The sequence below is a fragment of the Tessaracoccus sp. genome, from assembly GCF_016714275.1.
Classification (GTDB): Bacteria; Actinomycetota; Actinomycetes; order Propionibacteriales; family Propionibacteriaceae; genus Arachnia.
The window spans coordinates 412426-434996 of sequence record NZ_JADJNP010000002.1 but is presented as its reverse complement, the minus strand read 5'-3'; the positions used below and the strand labels follow the sequence as shown (position 1 = coordinate 434996).

General features: G+C 65.8%; 18 protein-coding genes and 3 rRNA genes. 18 read left to right on the top strand and 3 right to left on the bottom strand.

Annotated features, from left to right (window positions below):
• Positions 1 to 3 precede the first annotated feature (3 nt).
• Positions 4 to 1188 carry a CapA family protein gene (locus tag IPJ61_RS10625; RefSeq protein ID WP_297106784.1) on the bottom strand — a complete coding sequence of 395 codons (1185 nt, stop codon included), beginning with the start codon at positions 1186 to 1188 and terminating at the stop codon, positions 4 to 6.
• Between the two features lie 710 nt (positions 1189 to 1898).
• Between IPJ61_RS10625 and IPJ61_RS10620 the strand changes: the two genes are divergently transcribed.
• From IPJ61_RS10620 to rrf, 3 genes are all read left to right on the top strand, one after another.
• Positions 1899 to 3420 (top strand): 16S ribosomal RNA (locus tag IPJ61_RS10620).
• A gap of 380 nt (positions 3421 to 3800) precedes the next feature.
• Positions 3801 to 6918 (top strand): 23S ribosomal RNA (locus IPJ61_RS10615).
• Positions 6919 to 7117: 199 nt separating this feature from the next.
• Positions 7118 to 7234: ribosomal RNA gene (gene rrf, locus IPJ61_RS10610) — 5S ribosomal RNA — on the top strand.
• The 16S, 23S and 5S rRNA genes sit together here, the layout of an rRNA operon.
• A 404-nt stretch (positions 7235 to 7638) precedes the next feature.
• On the opposite strand, the gene IPJ61_RS10605 is transcribed toward rrf, so the two are convergent.
• Both IPJ61_RS10605 and IPJ61_RS10600 read right to left on the bottom strand, forming a co-directional pair.
• Positions 7639 to 7938, bottom strand: a complete 300-nt coding sequence (locus IPJ61_RS10605) for a hypothetical protein (protein ID WP_297106782.1) — start codon at positions 7936 to 7938, stop codon at positions 7639 to 7641.
• Positions 7917 to 9065, bottom strand: coding sequence for a hypothetical protein (locus tag IPJ61_RS10600; protein ID WP_297106779.1), 1149 nt, complete (start codon positions 9063 to 9065; stop codon positions 7917 to 7919). Before IPJ61_RS10600 ends, IPJ61_RS10605 begins: the two co-directional genes overlap by 22 nt.
• On the opposite strand from IPJ61_RS10600, the gene IPJ61_RS10595 reads away from it, so the two are divergent.
• From IPJ61_RS10595 to IPJ61_RS10525, 15 genes are all read left to right on the top strand, one after another.
• The gene (locus IPJ61_RS10595) at positions 9051 to 9896 is read left to right on the top strand and encodes a hypothetical protein (RefSeq protein WP_297106776.1); all 846 of its coding nucleotides are present in this window, start codon (positions 9051 to 9053) and stop codon (positions 9894 to 9896) included. The genes IPJ61_RS10600 and IPJ61_RS10595 overlap by 15 nt on opposite strands.
• Entirely contained in the window at positions 9893 to 10882 is a 990-nt protein-coding gene (locus tag IPJ61_RS10590; protein WP_297106773.1) for an HAD-IIA family hydrolase, read from the top strand. The genes IPJ61_RS10595 and IPJ61_RS10590 overlap by 4 nt, the downstream gene beginning before the upstream one ends.
• Entirely contained in the window at positions 10879 to 11088 is a 210-nt protein-coding gene (locus IPJ61_RS10585) for a hypothetical protein (protein ID WP_297106771.1), read from the top strand. Before IPJ61_RS10590 ends, IPJ61_RS10585 begins: the two co-directional genes overlap by 4 nt.
• A gap of 36 nt (positions 11089 to 11124) precedes the next feature.
• Positions 11125 to 11844 (top strand): TlyA family RNA methyltransferase, encoded by a 720-nt coding sequence (locus IPJ61_RS10580; RefSeq protein WP_297106767.1) that lies wholly within the window; start codon positions 11125 to 11127, stop codon positions 11842 to 11844.
• A gap of 74 nt (positions 11845 to 11918) precedes the next feature.
• Positions 11919 to 12815 (top strand): NAD kinase, encoded by an 897-nt coding sequence (locus tag IPJ61_RS10575; RefSeq protein ID WP_297106764.1) that lies wholly within the window; start codon positions 11919 to 11921, stop codon positions 12813 to 12815.
• On the top strand, positions 12815 to 14506 hold the full coding sequence (gene recN / locus IPJ61_RS10570) for a DNA repair protein RecN (RefSeq protein WP_297106761.1): 1692 nt from the start codon (positions 12815 to 12817) through the stop codon (positions 14504 to 14506). The genes IPJ61_RS10575 and recN overlap by 1 nt, the downstream gene beginning before the upstream one ends.
• A 205-nt stretch (positions 14507 to 14711) precedes the next feature.
• A complete protein-coding gene (locus IPJ61_RS10565; protein WP_297106758.1) occupies positions 14712 to 16352 on the top strand; it encodes a CTP synthase in 1641 nt (546 codons plus the stop codon).
• 34 nt (positions 16353 to 16386) lie between these two features.
• Positions 16387 to 17010: an NUDIX domain-containing protein gene (locus IPJ61_RS10560; RefSeq protein WP_297106755.1), complete on the top strand. Its 624-nt coding sequence runs from the start codon at positions 16387 to 16389 to the stop codon at positions 17008 to 17010.
• Positions 17011 to 17018: 8 nt separating this feature from the next.
• Positions 17019 to 17924, top strand: coding sequence for a site-specific tyrosine recombinase XerD (gene xerD / locus IPJ61_RS10555; protein WP_297108140.1), 906 nt, complete (start codon positions 17019 to 17021; stop codon positions 17922 to 17924).
• A gap of 37 nt (positions 17925 to 17961) precedes the next feature.
• A complete protein-coding gene (locus tag IPJ61_RS10550) occupies positions 17962 to 18885 on the top strand; it encodes a ParA family protein (protein ID WP_459251277.1) in 924 nt (307 codons plus the stop codon).
• Positions 18882 to 19250, top strand: coding sequence for a hypothetical protein (locus IPJ61_RS10545; protein ID WP_297106752.1), 369 nt, complete (start codon positions 18882 to 18884; stop codon positions 19248 to 19250). The genes IPJ61_RS10550 and IPJ61_RS10545 overlap by 4 nt, the downstream gene beginning before the upstream one ends.
• Complete coding sequence (locus IPJ61_RS10540; protein ID WP_297106750.1) at positions 19247 to 20068, top strand: segregation and condensation protein A; 822 nt, start codon at positions 19247 to 19249, stop codon at positions 20066 to 20068. The genes IPJ61_RS10545 and IPJ61_RS10540 overlap by 4 nt, the downstream gene beginning before the upstream one ends.
• The gene (gene scpB, locus IPJ61_RS10535; RefSeq protein WP_297106747.1) at positions 20068 to 20658 is read left to right on the top strand and encodes an SMC-Scp complex subunit ScpB; all 591 of its coding nucleotides are present in this window, start codon (positions 20068 to 20070) and stop codon (positions 20656 to 20658) included. Before IPJ61_RS10540 ends, scpB begins: the two co-directional genes overlap by 1 nt.
• Positions 20655 to 21392 carry a pseudouridine synthase gene (locus tag IPJ61_RS10530; protein WP_297106744.1) on the top strand — a complete coding sequence of 246 codons (738 nt, stop codon included), beginning with the start codon at positions 20655 to 20657 and terminating at the stop codon, positions 21390 to 21392. Before scpB ends, IPJ61_RS10530 begins: the two co-directional genes overlap by 4 nt.
• A 155-nt stretch (positions 21393 to 21547) precedes the next feature.
• Entirely contained in the window at positions 21548 to 22540 is a 993-nt protein-coding gene (locus IPJ61_RS10525) for an FKBP-type peptidyl-prolyl cis-trans isomerase (RefSeq protein ID WP_297106742.1), read from the top strand.
• Positions 22541 to 22571 lie beyond the last annotated feature (31 nt).

Genomic DNA, 22571 nt, shown 5'->3' with positions numbered 1-22571 from the left:
GACTCACTTGCGCTCGGTGAGCCCCTCGACATCGAGGGACCGGACCGTCTTGCGCGTGCGCGCCGCCGACGCCTTCATGTCGGCGGCGCGTTTGTTCCCCGCCTTGAGCTCGTCGGGGATCAGGTAGACGCGTGCGGGGGTGTTGCCGGACTTCTTCGTGATCATGGTGGGTGCGAACTCCGCGGCGGTCGCGACGAAGCCGCCGTTCTCCTGTTCCTCGAAGGTCACCTGGGCCATGAGGCCGTCGTAGGTGCGGGGCTGGGCCGGACCGCTGGAGGCAATGAGGTTCCCCGCGCCGTAGATGACCCACTTGTCGTTGACTTTGTCGATGGGTTGGACGACATGAGCGTGCTGGCCGAACACCATGTCGACCTCCGGCGCGGCGGTCACGGCCTTCGCGAAGTCCCGCTGCTGGGAGTTGATCCTGCTGGAGTACTCGTCGCCGGCGTGCATGTGGACAAGCACGATGTCGGCGCCCGCCTTCTTCGCGCGCTTGGCGTCGGCGATTGCGGCGTCGGCGTCGAGCAGCTGCACGGACCACGGCTTGCCCTTGGCCTTAGGCAGGCCATTGAGGCCGAACGTCTGGCTGATGACGGCGATCTTCACTCCGTCGTCGGTGGTGAAGATGACCGGGGTCTTCCTGTCCTCCTCGGTTGCCCAACTACCGGAGGTCAGGATGCCGTGCTCGCGGTGCACCTCGATGGTGCGCACCAGTCCGTCCCAGCCCTGATCCATGGTGTGGTTCGACGCCGTGGTGCAGAGGTCCCATCCCGTGGCCACGATCGCAGGCGCGATCTCCTGCGGAGCCGCGAAGAGCGGGTAGTTGCGGAACGGGCCGTCCTTCTTCGCGAACGGCACCTCGCTGTGGCAGATCGCCAGATCCGCGGCGGAGACGTACTCCCTCAGGGACCGAAGCTGCGGGCGGAAGTCGAACCGCCCCTTCTTCGCGTCGAGCTCAGCGCTCACCCACAGGCTGTTGTGCCAGAGCAGGTCGCCGCTGACGTTGACGGAGGCCGTCCGGGGAACGAATGTCGTGGGGGTGGGGGAGGGAGTCGGTGTGTCGGACGGCGTCGGAGAGCTGGACGACGGCGCGGGCTCTATCGGTGTAGGGGAGGACGTCTCCGGGGCAGGCTGAGGTGCGCAACCGGCCAGCAGAAGGATCACAAGAGCAAGAGGGAGGCGCCGCATGAACACAGAGTACGCGGCGACACGCCCGGGCGGCGCGAAGGGGCACCCCGGACTTGCGTGACTGCGAAGCCGAGGGTAGAGTTACATCTGCGCTTCGCAGGTGACCCGGACGCAAGGACGGACCTGCAGCGCCCCACCCCAACGATGACGTCTTCGGACGAGTGTGCGTTCAACGAGAACCCGCTCAAGGTCCGGGAAAGAGTCGACTCCCCGCGCGGGAGAAGGTGGGACTGACTTAACTTAAATAGTGCATATTCCGAAGAAGCTTGGATTTGACGGGGAATGCGCGAATGAGTAAAGTCGGACAAGCCGCGAGAGCGGCGCAGACAACTGAAACAGCGGGCCTCACACTGGTTTGACTAGGGTGGATGACGCTGATAAGGTTGGTCGAGTTGCCCCTGGCTGGGTGGCCCTCTTGTGGGGGTTGTTTGGTTGGGTGTGTACCCGAAGCTTGAGAACTCAACAGCGTGCTTTTATAGTCAATGCCAATTTATTGCACATTTGCTGCTGGCTGCACTGTTTGGTGTGGTTGGTGGTTTTGTGTGTGTCTCGTCGGCGCGGCATCCTTTTTGGGTGTTGTGTTGAGGTTTCTTTGAGAATAAAAAATATTGATTGACCAGTTTTTGGTCTTGTCAGTGATTGTTTCTCTTTTTGATTAAGTAGTGATTCCTGGTTCTGCCTTTTTGGTGGGGTTGGGTTTTGGTAGTTTTTCGACGGAGAGTTTGATCCTGGCTCAGGACGAACGCTGGCGGCGTGCTTAACACATGCAAGTCGAACGGTAAGGCCCTTTCGGGGGTACACGAGTGGCGAACGGGTGAGTAACACGTGAGTAACCTGCCCCAGACTCTGGGATAACAGCCGGAAACGGTTGCTAATACCGGATATTCAGCTTCCTGCGCATGTGGGTTGTTGGAAAGTTTTTGCGGTTTGGGATGGGCTCGCGGTCTATCAGCTTGTTGGTGGGGTAGTGGCTCACCAAGGCTTCGACGGGTAGCCGGCCTGAGAGGGTGACCGGCCACATTGGGACTGAGATACGGCCCAAACTCCTACGGGAGGCAGCAGTGGGGAATATTGCACAATGGACGGAAGTCTGATGCAGCAACGCCGCGTGCGGGATGACGGCCTTCGGGTTGTAAACCGCTTTCATCCATGACGAAGCGAAAGTGACGGTAGTGGGAGAAGAAGCACCGGCTAACTACGTGCCAGCAGCCGCGGTGATACGTAGGGTGCGAGCGTTGTCCGGATTTATTGGGCGTAAAGAGCTTGTAGGCGGTTTGTTGCGTCGGGAGTGAAAACTCAGGGCTTAACCCTGAGCCTGCTTTCGATACGGGCAGACTTGAGGAAGGTAGGGGAGAATGGAATTCCTGGTGAAGCGGTGGAATGCGTAGATATCAGGAGGAACACCGGTGGCGAAGGCGGTTCTCTGGACCTTTCCTGACGCTGAGAAGCGAAAGCGTGGGGAGCAAACAGGCTTAGATACCCTGGTAGTCCACGCCGTAAACGGTGGGTACTAGGTGTGGGGAACATTCCACGTTCTCCGTGCCGTAGCTAACGCATTAAGTACCCCGCCTGGGGAGTACGGCCGCAAGGCTAAAACTCAAAGGAATTGACGGGGCCCCGCACAAGCGGCGGAGCATGCGGATTAATTCGATGCAACGCGAAGAACCTTACCTGGGTTTGACATATGCCGGAAACAGTCAGAGATGGCTGCCCCTTTTTGGTCGGTTTACAGGTGGTGCATGGCTGTCGTCAGCTCGTGTCGTGAGATGTTGGGTTAAGTCCCGCAACGAGCGCAACCCTCGTCCTATGTTGCCAGCGGGTCATGCCGGGGACTCATAGGAGACCGCCGGGGTCAACTCGGAGGAAGGTGGGGATGACGTCAAGTCATCATGCCCCTTATGTCCAGGGCTTCACGCATGCTACAATGGCCGGTACAAAGAGTTGCGAGCCTGTGAGGGTGAGCGAATCTCAAAAAGCCGGTCTCAGTTCGGATTGGGGTCTGCAACTCGACCCCATGAAGTCGGAGTCGCTAGTAATCGCAGATCAGCAACGCTGCGGTGAATACGTTCCCGGGGCTTGTACACACCGCCCGTCAAGTCATGAAAGTCGGTAACACCCGAAGCCGGTGGCCTAACCCTTTTTGGGAGGGAGCTGTCGAAGGTGGGACTGGTAATTAGGACTAAGTCGTAACAAGGTAGCCGTACCGGAAGGTGCGGCTGGATCACCTCCTTTCTAAGGAGCTCATGGACCCCTGTGGGGGTTTATGGTTGCCAATTATCAGGAACATGTGTTTTCTGGGTTGGTGGCTCTGGTTTGTGGAACATTGACTTAGAATCTTCTGGGTTCGGCCTGTTTTCTGTGAGTACAGCCCCTTGTTTGGGGAGTGGAAAGTGGTTGGGTTGGGTCTGGGGGGTTTGCCAAGAAAGCACGTTGTTGGGTTTCTGAGGAGTCGGTTGCATCTGGCTTTTCTGGTGCGGTCCAGACGCTTGCGCATGTACATGTTTGTTGTGTGTGGGGTTTGGGTTCGCTCGTTGTTTGAGAATTTCACAGTGGACGCGAGCATCTTTGTAGATCAATTTTTCTGATTTTTCTTGTTGATATTCTTTTTGGTTTGACAAGCTACTAAGTGCGGTCGGTGGATGCCTTGGCACCAAGAGCCGATGAAGGACGTTGTAACCTGCGATAAGCCATGGGGAGTTGGTAAACGAGCTTTGATCCATGGATTTCCGAATAGGGAAACCTTGAATTTCCGGAGTTATGTCCGGCGACCTCTGCCTGAATATATAGGGTAGTTGGAGGGAACGTGGGGAAGTGAAACATCTCAGTACCCATAGGAAGAGAAAACAATAGTGATTCCGTTAGTAGTGGCGAGCGAACGCGGATGAGGCCAAACCCTGGTTGTGTGATAGCTGACAGGCGTTGCAGCTGGGGGGTTGTGGGAGCATGCGTGATCACGCTGTTGAGTGGTCGAAGAGTTATAAAAGCATTGTGTGAGTTGAATCCGTTGGAATGCGGTACCAGAGCGGGTTAGAGTCCTGTAGGTGTAGCCTTTGCTCTCTTTGTTGTGTTTTTCCCAAGTAGTGCGGAACCCCTGAAATTCCGCGTGAATCTGGCAGGACCATCTGCTAAGCCTAAATACTCCTTGGTGACCGATAGCGGACAAGTACCGTGAGGGAAAGGTGAAAAGTACCCCGGGAGGGGAGTGAAATAGTACCTGAAACCGATCGCATACAATCCGTCGGAGCCTTCCTTTTTGGGGGGTGACGGCGTGCCTTTTGAAGAATGAGCCTGCGAGTTAGTGGTACGTGGCGAGGTTAACCCGTGTGGGGAAGCCGTAGCGAAAGCGAGTCCTAATAGGGCGTTTTAGTCGCGTGCTCTAGACCCGAAGCGGAGTGATCTATCCATGGCCAGGTTGAAGCGACGGTAAGACGTCGTGGAGGACCGAACTCACTTGGGTTGAAAACCGAGGAGATGAGCTGTGGATAGGGGTGAAAGGCCAATCAAACTCCGTGATAGCTGGTTCTCCCCGAAATGCATTTAGGTGCAGCGTCGTATGTTTCTTACCGGAGGTAGAGCACTGAATGGTCTAGGGGGCCCACAAGCTTACCGAAATCAGTCAAACTCCGAATGCCGGTAAGTGAGAGTACGGCAGTGAGACTGTGGGGGATAAGCTTCATAGTCGAGAGGGAAACAGCCCAGATCATCAGCTAAGGCCCCTAAGCGATAACTAAGTGGAAAAGGATGTGGAGTTGCGGTGACAACCAGGAGGTTGGCTTGGAAGCAGCCACCCTTGAAAGAGTGCGTAATAGCTCACTGGTCAAGTGATTCTGCGCCGACAATTTAGCGGGGCTCAAGTTATCCGCCGAAGCTATGGCATTCACACATTTTGGTCGTAAGGCCGTGTGGATGGGTAGGGGAGCGTCGTGTGCGCGGTGAAGCGGCAGGGTGACCTAGTCGTGGAGAGCACACGAGTGAGAATGCAGGCATGAGTAGCGAAAGACGGGTGAGAAACCCGTCCGCCGAATATCCAAGGGTTCCAGGGTCAAGCTAATCTGCCCTGGGTTAGTCGGGACCTAAGGCGAGGCCGACAGGCGTAGTCGATGGACAACGGGTTGATATTCCCGTGACCGGCAAAATATCGTCCGTGCTGAGGCGAGTGATACTAAACACGCAAGCACTTCTCAAACGGCCTTCGGGTTGTTGGGTTGTGTGAGTCTGTGACCTGATCTTGTAGTAGGCAAGCTGCGGAGGGACGCAGGAAGGTAGCTCTTCCCGGCTATGGCTATGTCGGGTTAAGTGTGTAGGGTGGAGCATAGGCAAATCCGTGCTCCGTGATGCCTGAGACATGACGTGTCCGCACCCTTTGGGGTGTGGTAAGAGTGATCCTATGCTGCCTAGAAAAGCTTCGTGAGCGAGATATGAGCCGCCCGTACCCCAAACCGACACAGGTGGATAGGTAGAGAATACCAAGGCGATCGAGAGAATCGTGGTGAAGGAACTCGGCAAAATACCCCCGTAACTTCGGGATAAGGGGGACCTGATACGTGAACACCCGCGCGGTGGGAAGCGTTGAGGGTCGCAGAGACCAGGCCCAAGCGACTGTTTACTAAAAACACAGGTCCGTGCTAAGTCGAAAGACGATGTATACGGACTGACTCCTGCCCGGTGCTGGAAGGTTAAGGGGAACTGTTAGTCCACTTGTGGGCGAAGCGGTGAACTTAAGCCCCAGTAAACGGCGGTGGTAACTATAACCATCCTAAGGTAGCGAAATTCCTTGTCGGGTAAGTTCCGACCTGCACGAATGGAGTAACGATTTGGGCGCTGTCTCCACCACGAACTCGGCGAAATTGCATTACGAGTAAAGATGCTCGTTACGCGCAGCAGGACGGAAAGACCCCGGGACCTTTACTATAGTTTGGTATTGGTGATCGGTGTGACTTGTGTAGGATAGGTGGGAGACTTTGAAGCCGGGACGCCAGTTCCGGTGGAGTCATCGTTGAAATACCACTCTGGTCACTCTGGTTATCTAACCTAGGTCCATTATCTGGATCAGGGACAGTGCCTGATGGGTAGTTTGACTGGGGCGGTCGCCTCCTAAAAGGTAACGGAGGCGCCCAAAGGTTCCCTCAGCCTGGTTGGCAATCAGGTTTTGAGTGTAAGTGCACAAGGGAGCTTGACTGCGAGACAGACATGTCGAGCAGGGACGAAAGTCGGGACTAGTGATCTTCTGGTAGCGAATGGAAGCGCCAGGACTCAACGGATAAAAGGTACCCCGGGGATAACAGGCTGATCTTGCCCGAGCGTCCATAGCGACGGCATGGTTTGGCACCTCGATGTCGGCTCGTCGCATCCTGGGGCTGGAGTCGGTCCCAAGGGTTGGGCTGTTCGCCCATTAAAGCGGCACGCGAGCTGGGTTTAGAACGTCGTGAGACAGTTCGGTCCCTATCCGCTGCGCGCGTAGGAGTCTTGAGAAGAGCTGTCCTTAGTACGAGAGGACCGGGACGGACTAACCTCTGGTGTGCCAGTTGTTCCACCAGGAGCACGGCTGGTTGGCTACGTTGGGAAGTGATAACCGCTGAAAGCATCTAAGCGGGAAGCACGCTTCAAGATGAGGGCTCCCACAACGTTAAGTTGGTAAGGCCCCTGTAGACCACAGGGTTGATAGGTCGGACGTGGAAGCACAGTAATGTGTGGAGCTGACCGATACTAATAGGCCGAGGGCTTGTCACACACACCCAAAAAGCAAATCACTCAAGAAAAACCAAAGATTGATTGTCTGCGAAGACAAACACATGCTACGCGTCCACTGTGGAATATCTCGAACAACGAACGAGACCCGCCGTTTATTCTGTCCCTGCCCGGGACCCACGGTTTGCCCGTGACCGGCCAGAACAGATAAACTAGGTCCGTGCGTATAGTTCAATAGTGTTACGGTGGTCATAGCGAAAGGGAAACACCCGGTCCCATCCCGAACCCGGAAGTTAAGCCTTTCAGCGCCGATGGTACTGCAGCGGGGACGCTGTGGGAGACTAGGACACCGCCGGACTTCTTCATTGAAGAAGAGCCCCGAACCCTTTGCGGTCCGGGGCTCTTCTGCGTTCCCGCACCGCGACACCTGGGCCTGCCGGTGACGCTAACCGTCGCGCGGCAAGGCCAGCCCGACACCCTCAGGCCTGCCCTTTCAGTTCATGCAGCACCGGCATCCCGATGCGGGCCAAGCGTTACGACGTATGGCTGGCGTTATGGAACGCCATGTCAGCGCCACGGCGCAACCGGGGCTCATAGCAACGAGACACTGGTCCCACGGCCCGGGAACGGGTGCTCGTCGGTTAGGTCCGAGGGCCGGAGCCTGGGATGATAGTCGGCATGCCATCTGATAACTCCACACCGGACGAGGGACGCGCAGATCGTCAAAACGATAGGTCGTATGGCGACCACAGGGAAGCCGGTTCACGGCCGCCTCGGCGCGATTCCGACGGGGGCGGGCGTGGCAGTGGCGACCGCGGCGAACGCAAGGGTCAGCAGGGCGGTGGACCTCGCAAGTGGGAGGACCGCGGTCCTCGGCGTGATGACGATCGCCGTGGGGGTTACCAAGGCGAGCGGAAGCACGGGGATAACCGCGGACCTCGCAAGGACGGCGAACGCAAGCCGTGGGAAAGCCGCGAAGGCGCGTCCCGTAAGCAGTGGGAAGACCGCGGACCTCGTCGTGATGACGATCGCCGCGGCGGTTACCAGGGCGAGCGCAAGCAATGGGAGGACGGGAGAACCGCGAAGGCGCGTCCCGTAAGCAGTGGGAAGACCGCGGACCTCGTCGTGATGACGATCGCCGTGGCGGTTACCAGGGCGAGCGCAAGCAATGGGAGAACCGTGAAGGCGCGCCCCGTAAGCAGTGGGAAGACCGCGGACCTCGTCGTGATGACGATCGCCGTGGCGGTTACCAGGGCGAGCGCAAGCAATGGGAGAACCGTGAAGGCGCGCCCCGTAAGCAGTGGGAAGACCGCGGACCTCGTCGTGATGACGATCGCCGTGGCGGTTACCAGGGCGAGCGCAAGCAGTGGGGGAACCCTGAAGGTGCGTCCCGTAAGCAGTGGGAAGACCGCGGCGATCGCGGTCCCCGTCGTGATGACGATCGCCGCGGCAGTTACCAAGGCGAGCGCAAGCAGTGGGAGAACCGCGAAGGTGCGCCCCGTAAGCAGTGGGAAGACCGCGGCGATCGCGGTCCCCGTCTCGATGACGATCGCCGCGGCGGTTACCAAGGCGAGCGGAAGCACGGGGATAACCGCGGACCTCGCAAGGACGGCGAACGCAAGCCGTGGGAAAGCCGCGAAGGCGCGCCCCGCAAGCAGTGGGAAGACCGCGGACCGCGAAAGTGGGAAGATCGCGGTGACCGCGGACCTCGTCGTGATGACGATCGCCGCGGCGGTTACCAGGGCGAGCGCAAGCAATGGGAGGATCGCGGCGATCGCGGGCCTCGCAAGGATGGCGAGCGCAGGTCCTGGGAGAACCGCGAAGGTGCGCCCCGTAAGCAGTGGGAAGACCGCGGCGATCGCGGTCCCCGTCGCGATGACGATCGCCGCGGCGGTTACCAGGGCGAGCGCAAGCAATGGGAGGATCGCGGACCGAGAAAGTGGGAGGATCGCGGTGACCGCGGCCCCAGGAAGTGGGAGGACCGCGAGGAGCGGCCTGCGCCGCGGCCGGGCACGGCGCCGCGGCCCGATGAGCCCGACAAGCCGCGCGACTTCGTCGAGGCCGAGCTGCCCGCAGGCGTGCGGGCTGAGTTGAAGAGCCTGCCGAAGGACCTCGCGGAGACCGTAGGCGCGCACATCTGGGCGGCGGGCCAACTCGTCGATGTCGACCCCGACATGGCGTTCCGGCACGCTGAGGCGGCGCGTCGTCGCGCCGGACGTCTGCCCGTCGTGCGAGAGGCCGCCGCCGTTACCGCGTACGCTGCCGGCGAGTTCGCCATCGCTCTGCGCGAGTTCCGGGCCCTGCGCAGGATGAACGGCGGCGACGAACTGCTGCCGGTGATCGCGGACTGCGAGCGCGCCCTCGGACGCCCCCGCGACGCGCTCGACATCCTCGGAGAGCTCGATCCGAAGACCCGCGACATCGATCTGCGTATCGAGTGCCTCCTCGTCGAGGCCGGTGTCCGCGATGACCTCGGCCAGCGTGCCGAAGCCTTGCGCCTGCTCAAGGCCGCGATCGGACGTCAGGTGGGCAGCCCCCTTGCTCAGGCGCGGCTGCGCCATTCCTACGCGAACCTCCTCGAACTCGAGGGCGACGCGAAAAGCGCGCGCGAGTGGTTCACCTCCAGCGCCGCGCTGGACCCGGAGGGCGAGCTCGACAACGCAGACCGCATCGCCGCGCTCGACGGCGTCGTTCTGCCGGAGTCCATGGTTCTCATCGAGGAGTTCGACGAGGACGAGGACGAGGACGGCGGTGTGCTGCCCGAGGATCCCGCGGACGAGCAGGACCTCGGGGAGGACGAGGACGGGCTGCTCGAGGATTCCGCGGACGAGCGGGAAGCCGACGAGGATGATGACGCGGACGCGGCCGAATCCCACGACGACGAGCAGGACGTCGTCGAAGAAGACGCGGACCTCGATGACGGCGACGAGCCGGATCTCGACGAGGACGGTGAGGGCGAGGAGATCGTCGAGGACGTCGCGCAAGAGGAATCCCCCATGGATGAGGAGGCAGACCGATGATCGCTCTGGCCAGCAACTACGACGCGGCGCTGTTCGACCTGGATGGGGTCATCTACCTCGGGCCGATCGCGGTCGATGGGGTGCCGGAGGCCCTTGACGAGCTGCGCTCTCGCGGCACGCACCTGGGATTCGTGACCAACAACGCCGCGCGCACGCCGGCCGTTGTCGCCGAGCACCTCACGGACCTCGGCATCACCGCTGACGAGGCCGACGTCGTCAACTCGACCCAGGCGACGCTGCGGATGCTTGCCGCGGAGTTGGCGCCGGGCGCGAAGGTGCTTTCCGTCGGCACCGACGCACTCCGGCAGCAGCTGATCTCGGCAGGGTTCGCGGTCGTCGACTCCCTCGACGACGCGCCCGACGCTGTTGTGCAGGGCTACAGCCCGACCATCGGATGGCAGCGCCTGGAAGAGGCCGCGCTGGCGATCCAGCGTGGCGCTGTCTGGTACGGCACCAACCCGGACATGACTCGTCCTTCGGACCGCGGTATCACCCCCGGGTGCGGCGCGCAGCTCGCGGTCGTGCGCGCATGCGTCGACATCGAGCCGCGGATTGCGGGCAAGCCCTTCCGTCCGCTGCTCGACGAGACCGTGCTGCGGATCGGCGCTGACAAGCCGATCTTCGTGGGGGACCGCACCGATACCGACATCCTGGGCGCCAACAACGTCGGCATGGACTCGCTGTTCGTCTTCACGGGCGCCCACGGAAAGGCCGACCTCGCCGTCGCGGCGCCCGAGTACCGGCCGACCTACATCGGCTTCGACGCCACCGCCCTCCTCGAGCCGCCGCGCGAGGCGGAGGTATACGGCGAGCGGTTCGTGTGCGGATATCAGGAGGTCGATATGACCGACGGCTTCGCTTACCTCGGGACCCGTCCGATCACCCGCGACGAGCAGCTCGACGCGCTGTGGGCAGCGCTGCAGGCCAAGTGGCGCTTCGACGTCGACATCGATGCCGTCCTGAACTCTCTGGACACGCTGCGGTGACCGATCCCACGCCGAGGAGCGCGGCCCCGGCCGACGTCCGTCGGCTGGAGCTCGTCGGCGAACTCGTGGCCAGCCTCGACGGCGTCGAGGAGCTGCCGCTCGACCAGCTCGCCAGCCGACTCGGCGAGGCCCAGGGCCTGCTGGCCAGCGTCCTCAACAACGACCCCTCCGTCACGCAGCTGGGTATTCCCGGCGTCGCGCGGTGAGGCCGGGCGTCGTTCGGTCGGGTGGGGCATCACGTGGTGAGGCTCGACGTCGCGCTCGTCGCGCGAGGACTCGCTCGCTCGCGCACACAGGCGGCCCGTCTCCTGGCCGAGGGCCGGGTCACGCTCAACGGCGCCACGGCAGCCAAGCCCTCGACCCCAGTCACCGGCGCTGACGACATCGCGGCCGTCGAGGAGCGGTGGGTTTCGCGTGCCGCGCACAAGCTGCTGGGTGCCCTCGATGACTCGGGGATCACCGTCGGCGGTCGCGTGCTCGACGCTGGCGCCTCGACCGGCGGTTTCACCCAGGTGTGTCTGGACCGCGGTGCGTCCCGGGTGTACGCGGTCGACGTGGGCCACGGGCAACTCGCCGCGCCTCTTGCCGCCGACCACCGGGTGGTTGTCCACGAGGGCCTCAACCTGCGTGACCTCACCCTCGACCACCTCGAAGGCGCCCCTGTCGACCTCATCGTCGGTGACGTCTCCTTCATCTCGCTGACGCTCCTCCTCCCGCGTCTCGTCGACGTCCTGCCGCCGAGCGGCGAGGCGCTGCTCCTCGTCAAACCGCAGTTCGAGGTAGGGCGCGACCGCCTCGGCGCGGGCGGCCTCGTCCGCGATCCCGCGCTCCGGGCCCAGGCCGTCGACGGCGTCGTCGCCGCGGCCCGCGCGCTCGGCTGGCGGGAGCGCTGGCGCGGCGAGAGCCGGCTCCCGGGCGCCTCCGGCAACGTCGAGTACTTCGTCCACTTCGTCCGGGCCTGAGATGGGTAGGCAACCCGGCAGGTACTGACATGGGTAGGCAACCCGGCAGGTACTGACATGGGTAGGCTGGGCGCGTGGATCAGCGAGTCGTGGCAGTGCTCCTCCATCCCGCGAGGGACGAGGCGTTGGAGAAGGCCGCCGCGTTCATCCGCGCCATGCATGGCAAGGGATTCTCCTTCCTCGTCTTCGAGCCTGACCTCGCCCGCGTCCGCGAGCGGGTGCCCGAGGCCGTCGTCGAGCCGGTCGGCAACGTGCCCGCGGAGATCGCCGTTGTCTTCGGCGGCGACGGCACCATGCTGCGCGCCGCGGAATGGGCCCTGCCGCTCGGGGTGCCGCTGCTCGGTGTGAACCTCGGCCACGTCGGCTTCCTCGCTGAGATGGAACTCTCGGATCTCGACGAGCTCCCGACCGCGATCATCAAGCGGCGCTACCTCGTCGAGCGGCGTCTCGCGCTGCGCGTCGAGGTCTTCGACTCCGCAGGCATGGTGGTCTGGCGCTCGGAGGCCGTCAACGAGGTCTCGATGGAGAAGCTGACCCGCGAGAAGATGCTCTCGGTCCTTGTCAGCGTCGACGACCGCCCCCTGTCCCGGTGGGGCTGCGACGGCGTCCTCGTCTCGACGCCGACCGGCTCTACCGCCTACGGGTTCTCCGCGGGCGGTCCCGTCATCTGGCCTGACGTGCAGGCCATCCTCGTGGTTCCGCTCGCAGCCCACGCGCTGTTCAACCGCCCCATGGTGCTCAGCCCGTCGTCGAAGGTCTGCCTCGAGATCACCGAGGACGCGCTCAGCACCGGCATCCTGTGGTGCGACGGCCGCCGCAGCCACGAGTTGGCTCGTGGCGAGCGCGTCGTCGTCACCGCGCACTCGGACCACGTGCTGATCGCGCGGCTCGGCGAGCAGCCGTTCACGACGCGGCTCGTCAAGAAGTTCGCTCTACCCGTCAATGGTTGGCGGCGGCGGAGCGGGGCCTGATGCTCGCAACGCTCCGGCTCACCGCCTTCGGCGTGGTGGACGAGGCTGCGCTCGACCTCGGGCCCGGGTTGACGGCGCTGACCGGTGAGACGGGCGCAGGCAAGACCATGATCGTCTCGGGGCTCGGGCACCTCCTCGGCGCCCGCGGCGATGCGGGGATCGTGCGTCGCGGCGCCGAGAAGGCCGTCGTCGAGGGAAGGTGGGAGGTGCCGCCGACCACCACGGAAAGGGTCCGTGAGTTGGGCGGCGACACCGATGACGGCGAGCTGGTGACACTGAGGCACATCTCCGCGCAGGGCCGCTCGCGCGCCGTCGTCGGCGGGGTCGGCGTGCCGCTCTCTGCCCTCTCCGATGTGCTGGGCGAACTCGCCACCATCCACGGCCAGTCCGGGCAGATCCGGTTGTCGACGCCCGAACGCCAGCGCGAGTTGCTCGATGCCCGTGCCCGGCCGGCGGAGCTGGCTCGCTACCAGGCGGGCTTCGCGGAGCGCAGGGCCGCAGCGCAGGAACTCGCGCGGCTTGAGGCCGAGGCGACGGCGCGCGCCCGCGAGGCCGACATGCTGCGTTTCGGGCTGGACGAGATCGCGCGCGTCGAGCCGAGGCCCGGCGAAGACGCCGCCCTCGCCGCCGAGCAGGCCAAGCTGATGGACCTCGACGAGCTGCGTGCCCTCGCCGGAGCCGCGCACGAGGCGCTGAGCGGCAGCGATGTCGACTACGACGCGCCCAGCGCCGTCGGCCTGACCGGGTCCACGCGGAAGTCGCTCGACGCGCTCGCCGGCCGCGACGACGCCGCGCGCGACCTGGCGAGCCGCGCCACCGAGCTGGGCATGCTCGCCGCCGACCTCGCGGCCGACGTCGCGACATACCTGGACGACCTCGTCGCCGACCCGCTCCGGCTCCAAGCCGTGGGGGAGCGGCGCGCGGAACTGGCGGGCCTCACGCGCAAGTACGGACCCACCGTCGACGAGGTCCTCTCCTGGGCGGAGCGGTCCGCCACCCGGCTGGGAGAGCTGGAAGGCAGCGACGAGCGGATTCACCGACTGCGGGCCCGTATCGCGGAGCTGGACGAGGCCCTCGCCGCCGACGCCGCGGCGATCTCGACCGCGCGCCGCCTGGCTGCCGCTGAGCTCGCCGTAGAGGTCTTGGAAGAACTTGCCGCGCTGGCCATGCCGCACGCCGAGCTCCGCTTCGAGGTCACCGACGCAGCCCTCGGCCCGCACGGCGCCGACCGCATCGAGCTGCTCTTCTCCGCCAACCCCGGGGCGGAACCCGCGCCCCTCGGCAAGGTCGCCTCGGGCGGAGAGCTGTCGCGCGTGCGCCTCGCGCTGGAGGTCGTGCTCGCCGAGGGCGAGCAGGGCCACACGTTCGTGTTCGACGAGGTCGACGCGGGCGTCGGCGGCGCCGTCGGGCTGGAGATCGGCCACCGCCTGCAGCGCCTCGCCGCCACCAGCCAGGTCATCGTCGTCACGCACCTCGCTCAGGTCGCCGCGTACGCCGACCATCACTTCGTGATTGCGAAGGCAAGCGACGGCCATCTCACCACCTCCGGCGTCCGACGCCTCACCGACGGCGAGCGCGCCGCTGAGCTGGCCCGCATGATGGGAGGCGAGGCGCGCTCCGAGAAGGGCGTCGAGCACGCCGCCGAGCTGCTCGCCAGGGCCGCACGCCGTCCGAGTCCGCCCGACAGCTGAGCGGCCGCTCCCGCACTCCTCGACGAAGCCCGAGGGCCATCGAGCGTGCCCGAATGGCCGAGGGCAAGGGAACGGCTGAAGCAGGAAGCGCGATCACCGACTCGCGGCCGCCACAACCGTCGACCTCCTCAAGCTGACCTCCGGCTCGACGAGCGAAACCCAGTCGTAACGTGGACGACACATAGGTCTCGTAGCTTGGAGGTCCGTGGACAGCTCCAAGAAATCGGCAAAGCACATCTTCGTGACCGGCGGGGTCGTCTCGTCGCTCGGCAAGGGGCTGACGGCCTCCAGCCTCGGCAACCTGCTCAAGGCGCGCGGGCTCCGGGTCACTATGCAGAAGCTCGATCCCTACCTCAACGTCGACCCCGGCACGATGAACCCGTTCCAGCACGGCGAGGTGTTCGTCACCGACGACGGCGCGGAGACCGACCTCGACATCGGCCACTACGAGCGCTTCCTCGACGTCAACCTGGGCCGCGACGCCAACGTCACCACCGGGCAGGTGTACTCGACCGTCATCGCGAAGGAGCGCCGCGGCGACTTCCTCGGCGACACCGTGCAAGTCATCCCGCACATCACCGGCGAGATCCGCGACCGCATGCTCGCGATGGCCGACGGCGACGTCGACATCGTCATCCACGAGGTGGGCGGCACCGTCGGCGACATCGAGTCGCTGCCGTTCCTCGAGGCCGCGCGCCAGGTCCGCCAGGAGGTCGGGCGCGCCAACGTGTTCTTCCTGCACGTCTCGCTCGTGCCGTACATCAAGCCGTCCGGTGAGATGAAGACCAAGCCGACCCAGCATTCGGTGGCCGCGCTGCGCCAGGTGGGTATCCAGCCCGACGCCATCGTCTGCCGCGCCGAACGCGAGGTCAGTCCCGCGTTGAAGCGCAAGATCGCCGCCATGTGCGACGTCGACGACGACGCCGTCATTAGCTGCGCCGACGCACCCAGCATCTACGCCATTCCGCGCGTCCTGCACCGCGAGGGCCTCGACGCCTACGTCGTCCGGCGCCTGGGCGTCCCGTTCCGCGACGTCGACTGGACGGCCTGGGACGACCTGCTCGACCGGGTCAAGAGCCCGGCGTCGGGAGTGACCATTGCGCTGGTCGGCAAGTACGTCGACCTCCCCGATGCCTACCTCTCCGTCACCGAGGCCCTGCGCGCTGGCGGGTTCGCGCACCGTGCCCAGGTCTCCGTCCGCTGGGTCGCGTCCGATGGCTGCTCCACCCCGGAGGGCGCCGCCGAGCACCTCGCGGGGATCGACGCCGTGTGCGTTCCGGGCGGCTTCGGCATCCGCGGCGTCGAGGGCAAGCTCGGCGCGCTCACCTACGCCCGCGAGCACGGCATACCGACGCTCGGCCTGTGCCTCGGCATGCAGTGCATGGTGATCGAGGCGGCGCGTTCGCTCGTGGGCCTGCCCGAGGCCAACTCGAGCGAGCTCGACCCCGCCACCCCGGACCCCGTGATCGCCACCATGGCGGAGCAGGTCGGCATCGTCGACGGGGGCGGCGACCTCGGCGGCACCATGCGGCTCGGCTCTTACCCGGCCGTGCTCAGCCCGGGCTCCCAGGTCGCGGCCGCCTACGGCGCCGATACCGCGACCGAGCGGCACCGCCACCGCTACGAGGTCAACAACGCCTACCGCGGCCGTCTTGAGGAAGCCGGACTCGTCTTCTCGGGCACGTCGCCCGACGGCGCGCTCGTCGAGTTCGTCGAGTTGCCCGCCGAGACGCACCCGTATTACGTCGGAACCCAGGCCCACCCCGAGCTGCAGTCGCGCCCGACGCGCCCGCACCCCCTATTCTCGGGGTTGATCGCCGCGGCCCTGGCCAACCGCAAGGGGTAGACCCACGCCGTCGGCGGAGAACGAGGAGAAGCCGATGCAGTTCGACCAGCCGATGGCGTGGCCCGTGCGCAGCCGCGAGGTGCTGGGCACGGGGTTCGTGTCCTCCTTCGTCGAGGAGGAGATCGAGACGCCGTCGGGGGAGACGATGCGGCGCCAGTACGTGACGCACCCAGGCGCCGTCGGCATCGTCGCGTGGCGCGAAGATACCGACGATGTCGCCGTCCTCCGCCAATACCGGCACCCCGTCCGGATGGAGCTGGTGGAGATCCCGGCGGGGCTGCTCGACCTCGACGGCGAGGAGTACGTGGTGGCCGCGCAGCGTGAGCTGGCGGAGGAGGTCGAGCTCGCGGCCGACCGCTGGGACGTGCTCGTCGACACCTGCACCACGCCAGGGGCGTGCGAAGAGTCGCTGCGGGTCTTCCTCGCCCGGGCGCTGCGTCCCGCGGACCGCCCCGAGGGCTTCGTCCTGGAGGGTGAGGAGGCGCACATGACGTGGGAGTTCGTGCCGCGCGCGGACCTCGTCGACGCCGTACTGGCCGGCACGTGCCAGTCGCCGACGCTGGTCACCGGCATCCTCGCGCTCGAGACCGCGCGCCTGTCGGGCCGCCTCGACAGCCTCCGCCCCGCCGACGCGCCATGGCCGATCCGGGCGCGCTGAACCCGCCCATGAGCGTCGCCGACGTCGTCGCCGACTACCTCGCGCATGTCCGCGCCGAGCGTGGGCTGTCCGCCAACACCGTCGCGGCCTACAGGCGCGACCTCGCCCGCTACGAGGCTTTCCTCGCCGAACGGGGGATCGCCGAACTCGCCGACGTGTCCCCGGTCGAGATCACCGAGTTCGTGCGCTCCCTCCGCCAGGCCGCCGCGTCGGTGGCGCGGCACGTCGTGAGCGTGCGGAACCTGCACGCGTTCGCCGCGGACGAGGGCGTCACACCCACAAACCCCGCGGCCGAGGTAAGCCCGCCGAAGATCCCGCAGCGCCTGCCGAAAGCCCTGCCCATCGATGCCGTCGCGCGGATTCTGGAGGCACCGGACCGCGCCGACGTCGTCGGGCTCCGCGATGCCGCGCTCCTCGAGCTGCTCTACGCGACAGGCGCGCGGGTCTCAGAGGTGTGCGACCTCGACGTCGACGAGGCGCGGGGCGCGCTCGATAACCCCGATGCCGGCCTGCGCCTGCTCGGCAAGGGCGGCAAGGAGCGCATCGTCCCACTGGGCAGCTACGCCGCGCGCGCCCTCGACGACTATCTCATCCGCTCGCGCCCGACTCTCGCGCTGAAGGCGAGCCGCGCCGACCATGCGCTCCTGCTCAACCAGCAGGGCCGACGGCTCAGCCGCCAGTCCGCCTGGGCCGTCATCCGCCATGCGGCCGCAGCGGCGGGCATCACGGAGGAGGTCTCTCCGCACTCGCTCCGGCACTCGTTCGCCACGCACCTGCTCGATGGAGGAGCCGACCTCCGTGTTGTCCAGGAACTCCTCGGCCATGCTTCCGTCGCCACCACGCAGATCTACACGCTCGTCACTATCGAGCGCCTACGCGAGGTGCACGCCGCGGCGCATCCGAGGGCGAGATAGGCCTATGATGTCGACAAACCGATAAGAGGAGTGCACCGTGACGGATGACGGGCTGTTCGACGAGCCGAGCTTCGCGGTCCCCGACGCGCCCGCGTCGTCCACCCTGGTCGACACCGGGCAGATCGGCCCGACGGGGAGGCCGCTGCCGGCCTTTCCCGCACCCCAGCCGCCGCGCGGCGGGCCGCGCCGCGCCACCATCATCTCGATGTGCAACCAGAAGGGCGGCGTCGGCAAGACCACGACGACGATCAACCTGGGTGCTGCACTCGTCGAGACCGGGCGCAAGGTGCTGTTGGTCGACTTCGACCCGCAGGGCTCACTGTCCGTCGGGCTGGGCGTCAACCCTCACACGCTCGATCGCTCCATCTACAACCTGCTGCTCACCAACCAATACCAGCCGCAGGACGTCATCACGCACTCGTCCGTGCCGGGCCTCGACATCCTCCCGAGCAACATCGACCTCTCGGCCGCCGAGGTGCAACTGGTCAGCGAGGTCGCGCGCGAGCAGACCCTCCACCGGGTACTCAGCAAGCTGCGCCGCGACTACGACTACATCCTCGTCGACTGCGCGCCCAGCCTCGGGCTGCTCACCATCAACGCGCTGACGGCCAGCGATTACGTCGTCATGCCGCTCGAATGCGAGTTCTTCGCGCTCCGCGGCATCGCCCTGCTCACCGACACCATCTCGAAGGTGCAGGACCGGCTCAACCCCGAGCTGCAGACCCTCGGCATCCTCGGGACGATGTACGACGCCCGCACGCTGCACAGCCGCGAGGTTCTCGAGCGCGTCGTCCAGGCGTTCGGCGACGACGTCTTCCACACCGTCATCCGCCGCACCATCAAGTTCCCGGAGACGACGGTGGCAGGAGAGCCCATCACCACCTACGCCTCCGCGTCGCCCGGCGCCGACGCCTACCGTCAACTGGCCCGCGAGGTGTTGCTGAGGGTCGAGCAGCAGTGAGCAAGCGCGCCTCCCTTCCCGGGGCCTCGGAGCTGTTCCGGCCCACGAAGCAGGCCGGCGATGCGGCCGCTCCGGCCCCCGCGCCCGAGCCGACGACCGCCCCCGAGCCGACCCTGGCGGAGGCGTCGACGCCCGACGCGCCCACGGCGGCCAGCGGCAGGGTCAGACACGACCACAAGATCACCGTCTACTTCAGCGAGGACGAGCTTCTCGCGCTGGAGGACGCCAACCTCGCGCTGCGCCGCACGCACGGCATACGCGTTGACAGGGGAAGGATCGTGCGCATCGCCGTCGCCCAGGCCCTCGCCGACCTCGCGGCGCGCGGCGCGGACTCCGCGCTGATCGCCGAGCTCCAGAACCCGTGAGAAAGGCCGAGCAACAGCGCGGGGGCATCGACGGCTTCGAGGTTCGGCTCGCGAACTTCGAAGGCCCCTTCGACCTGTTGCTCACGCTCATCACGCGCCGCGAGCTGGACGTCACCGAGGTCGCGCTCAGCCAGGTGACGGACGAGTTCATCCAGTACGTGAAGCTCGGCGGCGAGGTGTGGGATTTGGAGAAGACCAGCTCGTTCCTCGTCGTCGCCGCGACCCTCCTCGACCTCAAGGCCGCGCGGCTGCTCCCCGGGGGCGAGGTCGACGACGCCGACGACGTCGCCGCGCTCGAGGCGCGCGACCTGCTGTTCGCACGCCTGCTGCAGTACCGCGCGTTCAAGCGGCTGGCGGAGTGGCTGTCCCAAACCATGACAGCCGCCGAGTCCACCCAATGGCGGCCGGGTGGGTTGGAGGACCAGTTCCGCGGCGTGCTGCCCGAGGTCGAGCTGTCGCTGACCCCAGACGACCTCGCCCGCCTCGCCGCTGCGGCGATGACGCCCAAGCTGGCACCCGTCGTCGAGCTGACGCACCTGCACACCAACGCCGTCAGCCTGACCGAACAGGTCGGACTGGTCGCCGATCGCCTGCGCCGCGAGGGCGCGCTCACGTTCCGTTCGCTGATCGCCGGCTGCGACCGGCTCACCACCGTCGTGCGGTTCCTCGCCCTGCTCGAGCTGTTCCGGGTGTCCCAGGTGGCGCTCGAACAGCTCTCGCCGCTCGGTGAGCTGACCGTGCGGTGGACCGCGGGCGACGACCGAACCGCTGTCGTGACCGACGACTACGGGCCGCTGCCCGAGCTCCAGGAGGATTGATGAGCATCGCATCCGCGTTCGAGGCCATGCTGCTGATGGCCACCGAACCCACGCCCAGCGACGAGCTGGCCGCCGCCGTCGGCGTGCCGGTGGCGGAGGCGGAGCAGGCGCTCGAGGGGATCGCGGCCTTCTACGAGGACAACGCCCGGGGTATCCGGCTGCGGCGCGTCGCGGGCGGCTGGCGGTTCGCCACCGATCCGTCGCTGGCCGACGTCCTCGAGGCTTGGCTCGTCTCCGACCAGCGTTCGCGCCTCACGCAGGCGGCGCTGGAGACGCTCGCCGTCGTCGCCTACCTCCAGCCCGTCTCCCGCGGCCGGATCGCGGGGGTGCGCGGTGTCAACGTCGACGGCGTCGTCAAGACGCTGCTCGTCCGCGGGCTCATCCACGAGGTGGGGGAGGATGCCATCACCGGGGCGATGACGTTCGGCACCACCCCGCTTTTCCTGCAGAAGCTGGGCCTCGACTCCATAAAGGAGCTGCCCGACTTGGCGCCGTTGCTGCCCGACGCCGTAGCCTTGGAGGCTGAGCTGGGCCAACTCGCCGCCGCGACGGCGCCCGAGAACCCGGCGAAGGAGAGCGAAGAGTCATGAGCGAAGAGGTCGAGGGCGTTCGGCTGCAGAAGGTGCTGGCCGCGGCGGGCGTGGCGTCCCGGCGCGCAAGCGAGATCCTGATCGATGAGGGCCGGGTCGAGGTCAACGGCAAGGTGGTCACCGAGCAGGGCCGCCGGGTCAACCCGGAGACCGACCACATCCGCGTCGACGGCTCGCGCATCCCGCCGCAGCGCCGCCACCAGTACTACGTGCTGAACAAGCCGCGAGGCGTCGTCTCGACTCTCGCCGACCCCGAGGGCCGCCGCACGCTGGCCGACTACCTGCCTCGGGGCAAGGAGCGGCTGTTCCACGTCGGCCGTCTCGACACCGAGACCGAGGGCCTGATCATCCTGACCAACGACGGCGATTTCGCGCATCGGCTCGCGCACCCCAGCTACGAGGTGAGCAAGACGTACCAGGTGCAGGCGCTGGGCGGGATGGACAACCGCACGCTGAAGCGGCTCGAGAAGGGCGTCACGCTCGACGACGGCCCGGCCCGGCCCGACAAGGTCAAGCTCATCGCGCGGACCGAGAACAAGACCCTGCTGGAGATCACGCTGCACCAGGGCCGCAACCGCATCGTGCGGCGGATGATGGACGCCGTCGGGCACCCCGTCGACCGGCTGGCCCGCACCCGGATCGGCCCGGTGCGCCTCGGCGTGCTGCCGGTGGGAGAGGTGCGCGAGCTCACCCGTGAGGAGCTGGGCGCGCTGCTCGACCTCGTCGGCATGTAGAACCACGCTCGCGGGTCGCAAATCTCTCTATGCGGGAGCCGGTGCTATATGGGCTGGCCGCTCGGTTAGAGAGATTTGTGTCTGGAGGAGGCGGAACCGAGGGCTGGGCAGGGGAGGTCGTGGCCGATTTCGGCGCGTGGGATACTATCTCGGGCGTGACGTACACCCCCTCGCTCCTGCGCCGCCTCGCCCTCGGGGCTGCCGCGGCCGGCCTGATCGCCCTGACTGCCTGTGGTTCGGGAACGCCCGGCGGCAGCTCTTCGCCGGACGGCGCCTACGGAACCTCCTCGCCGTCGGTCTCCCCGAGCGCCTCGCCCAGCCCGACGGTGTCGGTCTCGCCGTCTCCGGATCTCAGCGGCATCACCGTGACCGGCGACAAGGAGCCGAAGGTGGAGGTCAAGGCCCCTTGGGCGATCGCCACGACCCAGGTGAAGGTGCTGAAGAAGGGCGAAGGTGCGGTCGTCGCGGACGACGCGACAGTCTCGGTCGACTATCACGGCGTCAACGGCACTACCGGCGAGGTGTTCGAGTCCTCGTTCGGGTCGGATCCGGTGACCTTCCAGTTGGAGGGCGTCGTTGCGGGCTTCAAGAAGGCCATCGCGGGCCAGACCGTCGGGTCTCGGGTCCTCGTCGGCATGACCCCCGCGGACGGATACCCGAACGGTTCGCCCGACGGCTCCATCGCGCCCGGCACGTCGCTGATCTTCGTAATCGACATCCACGCCGCCAGCGAGGAGGTCGCGCCGGTGAAGGGCCTGCCAAAGGTGACCATGAAGGACGGCAAGCCGGAGATCGAGATCCCCGCGGGCGTCGAGGCGCCGACCAAGCTGGTCGCGCAGGACCTCGTGCATGGCCCCGGCGACAAGGTCGAGAAGGACTCCCTGATCGCGGTGCAGTACCGCAGCTGGACCTACGCGGACGGCAAGATCTTCGAGGACGCCTGGGAGCCGCAGCAGGGCTCGCTGGACAAGCTGATCGCCGGCTGGCAGGAGGGCCTTGTCGGCAAGACCGTCGGCTCTCGCGTGCTGCTCATCGTGCCGCCGGCGAAGGCCTACCCGGAGGGTCGCGAGACCCCCGCGCCGACGCTGGCCCCGAACCAGACCCTTGTCTACGTCGTGGAGATCCTCGACGTCGCTCCCGCGGCGTAGGGACGCTGCGGGAGGAGCGGGACCTTTCGAC

Bases quoted from the DNA above. Each gene is read 5' to 3' on its own strand.
- IPJ61_RS10625 (WP_297106784.1), bottom strand. From the start codon at position 1,188: ATGCGGCGCCTCCCTCTTGCTCTTGTGATCCTTCTGCTGGCCGGTTGC.
- IPJ61_RS10595 (WP_297106776.1), top strand. From the start codon at position 9,051: ATGGCGTTCCGGCACGCTGAGGCGGCGCGTCGTCGCGCCGGACGTCTG.
- IPJ61_RS10590 (WP_297106773.1), top strand. From the start codon at position 9,893: ATGATCGCTCTGGCCAGCAACTACGACGCGGCGCTGTTCGACCTGGAT.
- recN (WP_297106761.1), top strand. From the start codon at position 12,815: ATGCTCGCAACGCTCCGGCTCACCGCCTTCGGCGTGGTGGACGAGGCT.
- IPJ61_RS10560 (WP_297106755.1), top strand. From the start codon at position 16,387: ATGCAGTTCGACCAGCCGATGGCGTGGCCCGTGCGCAGCCGCGAGGTG.
- xerD (WP_297108140.1), top strand. From the start codon at position 17,019: ATGAGCGTCGCCGACGTCGTCGCCGACTACCTCGCGCATGTCCGCGCC.
- scpB (WP_297106747.1), top strand. From the start codon at position 20,068: ATGAGCATCGCATCCGCGTTCGAGGCCATGCTGCTGATGGCCACCGAA.
- IPJ61_RS10530 (WP_297106744.1), top strand. From the start codon at position 20,655: ATGAGCGAAGAGGTCGAGGGCGTTCGGCTGCAGAAGGTGCTGGCCGCG.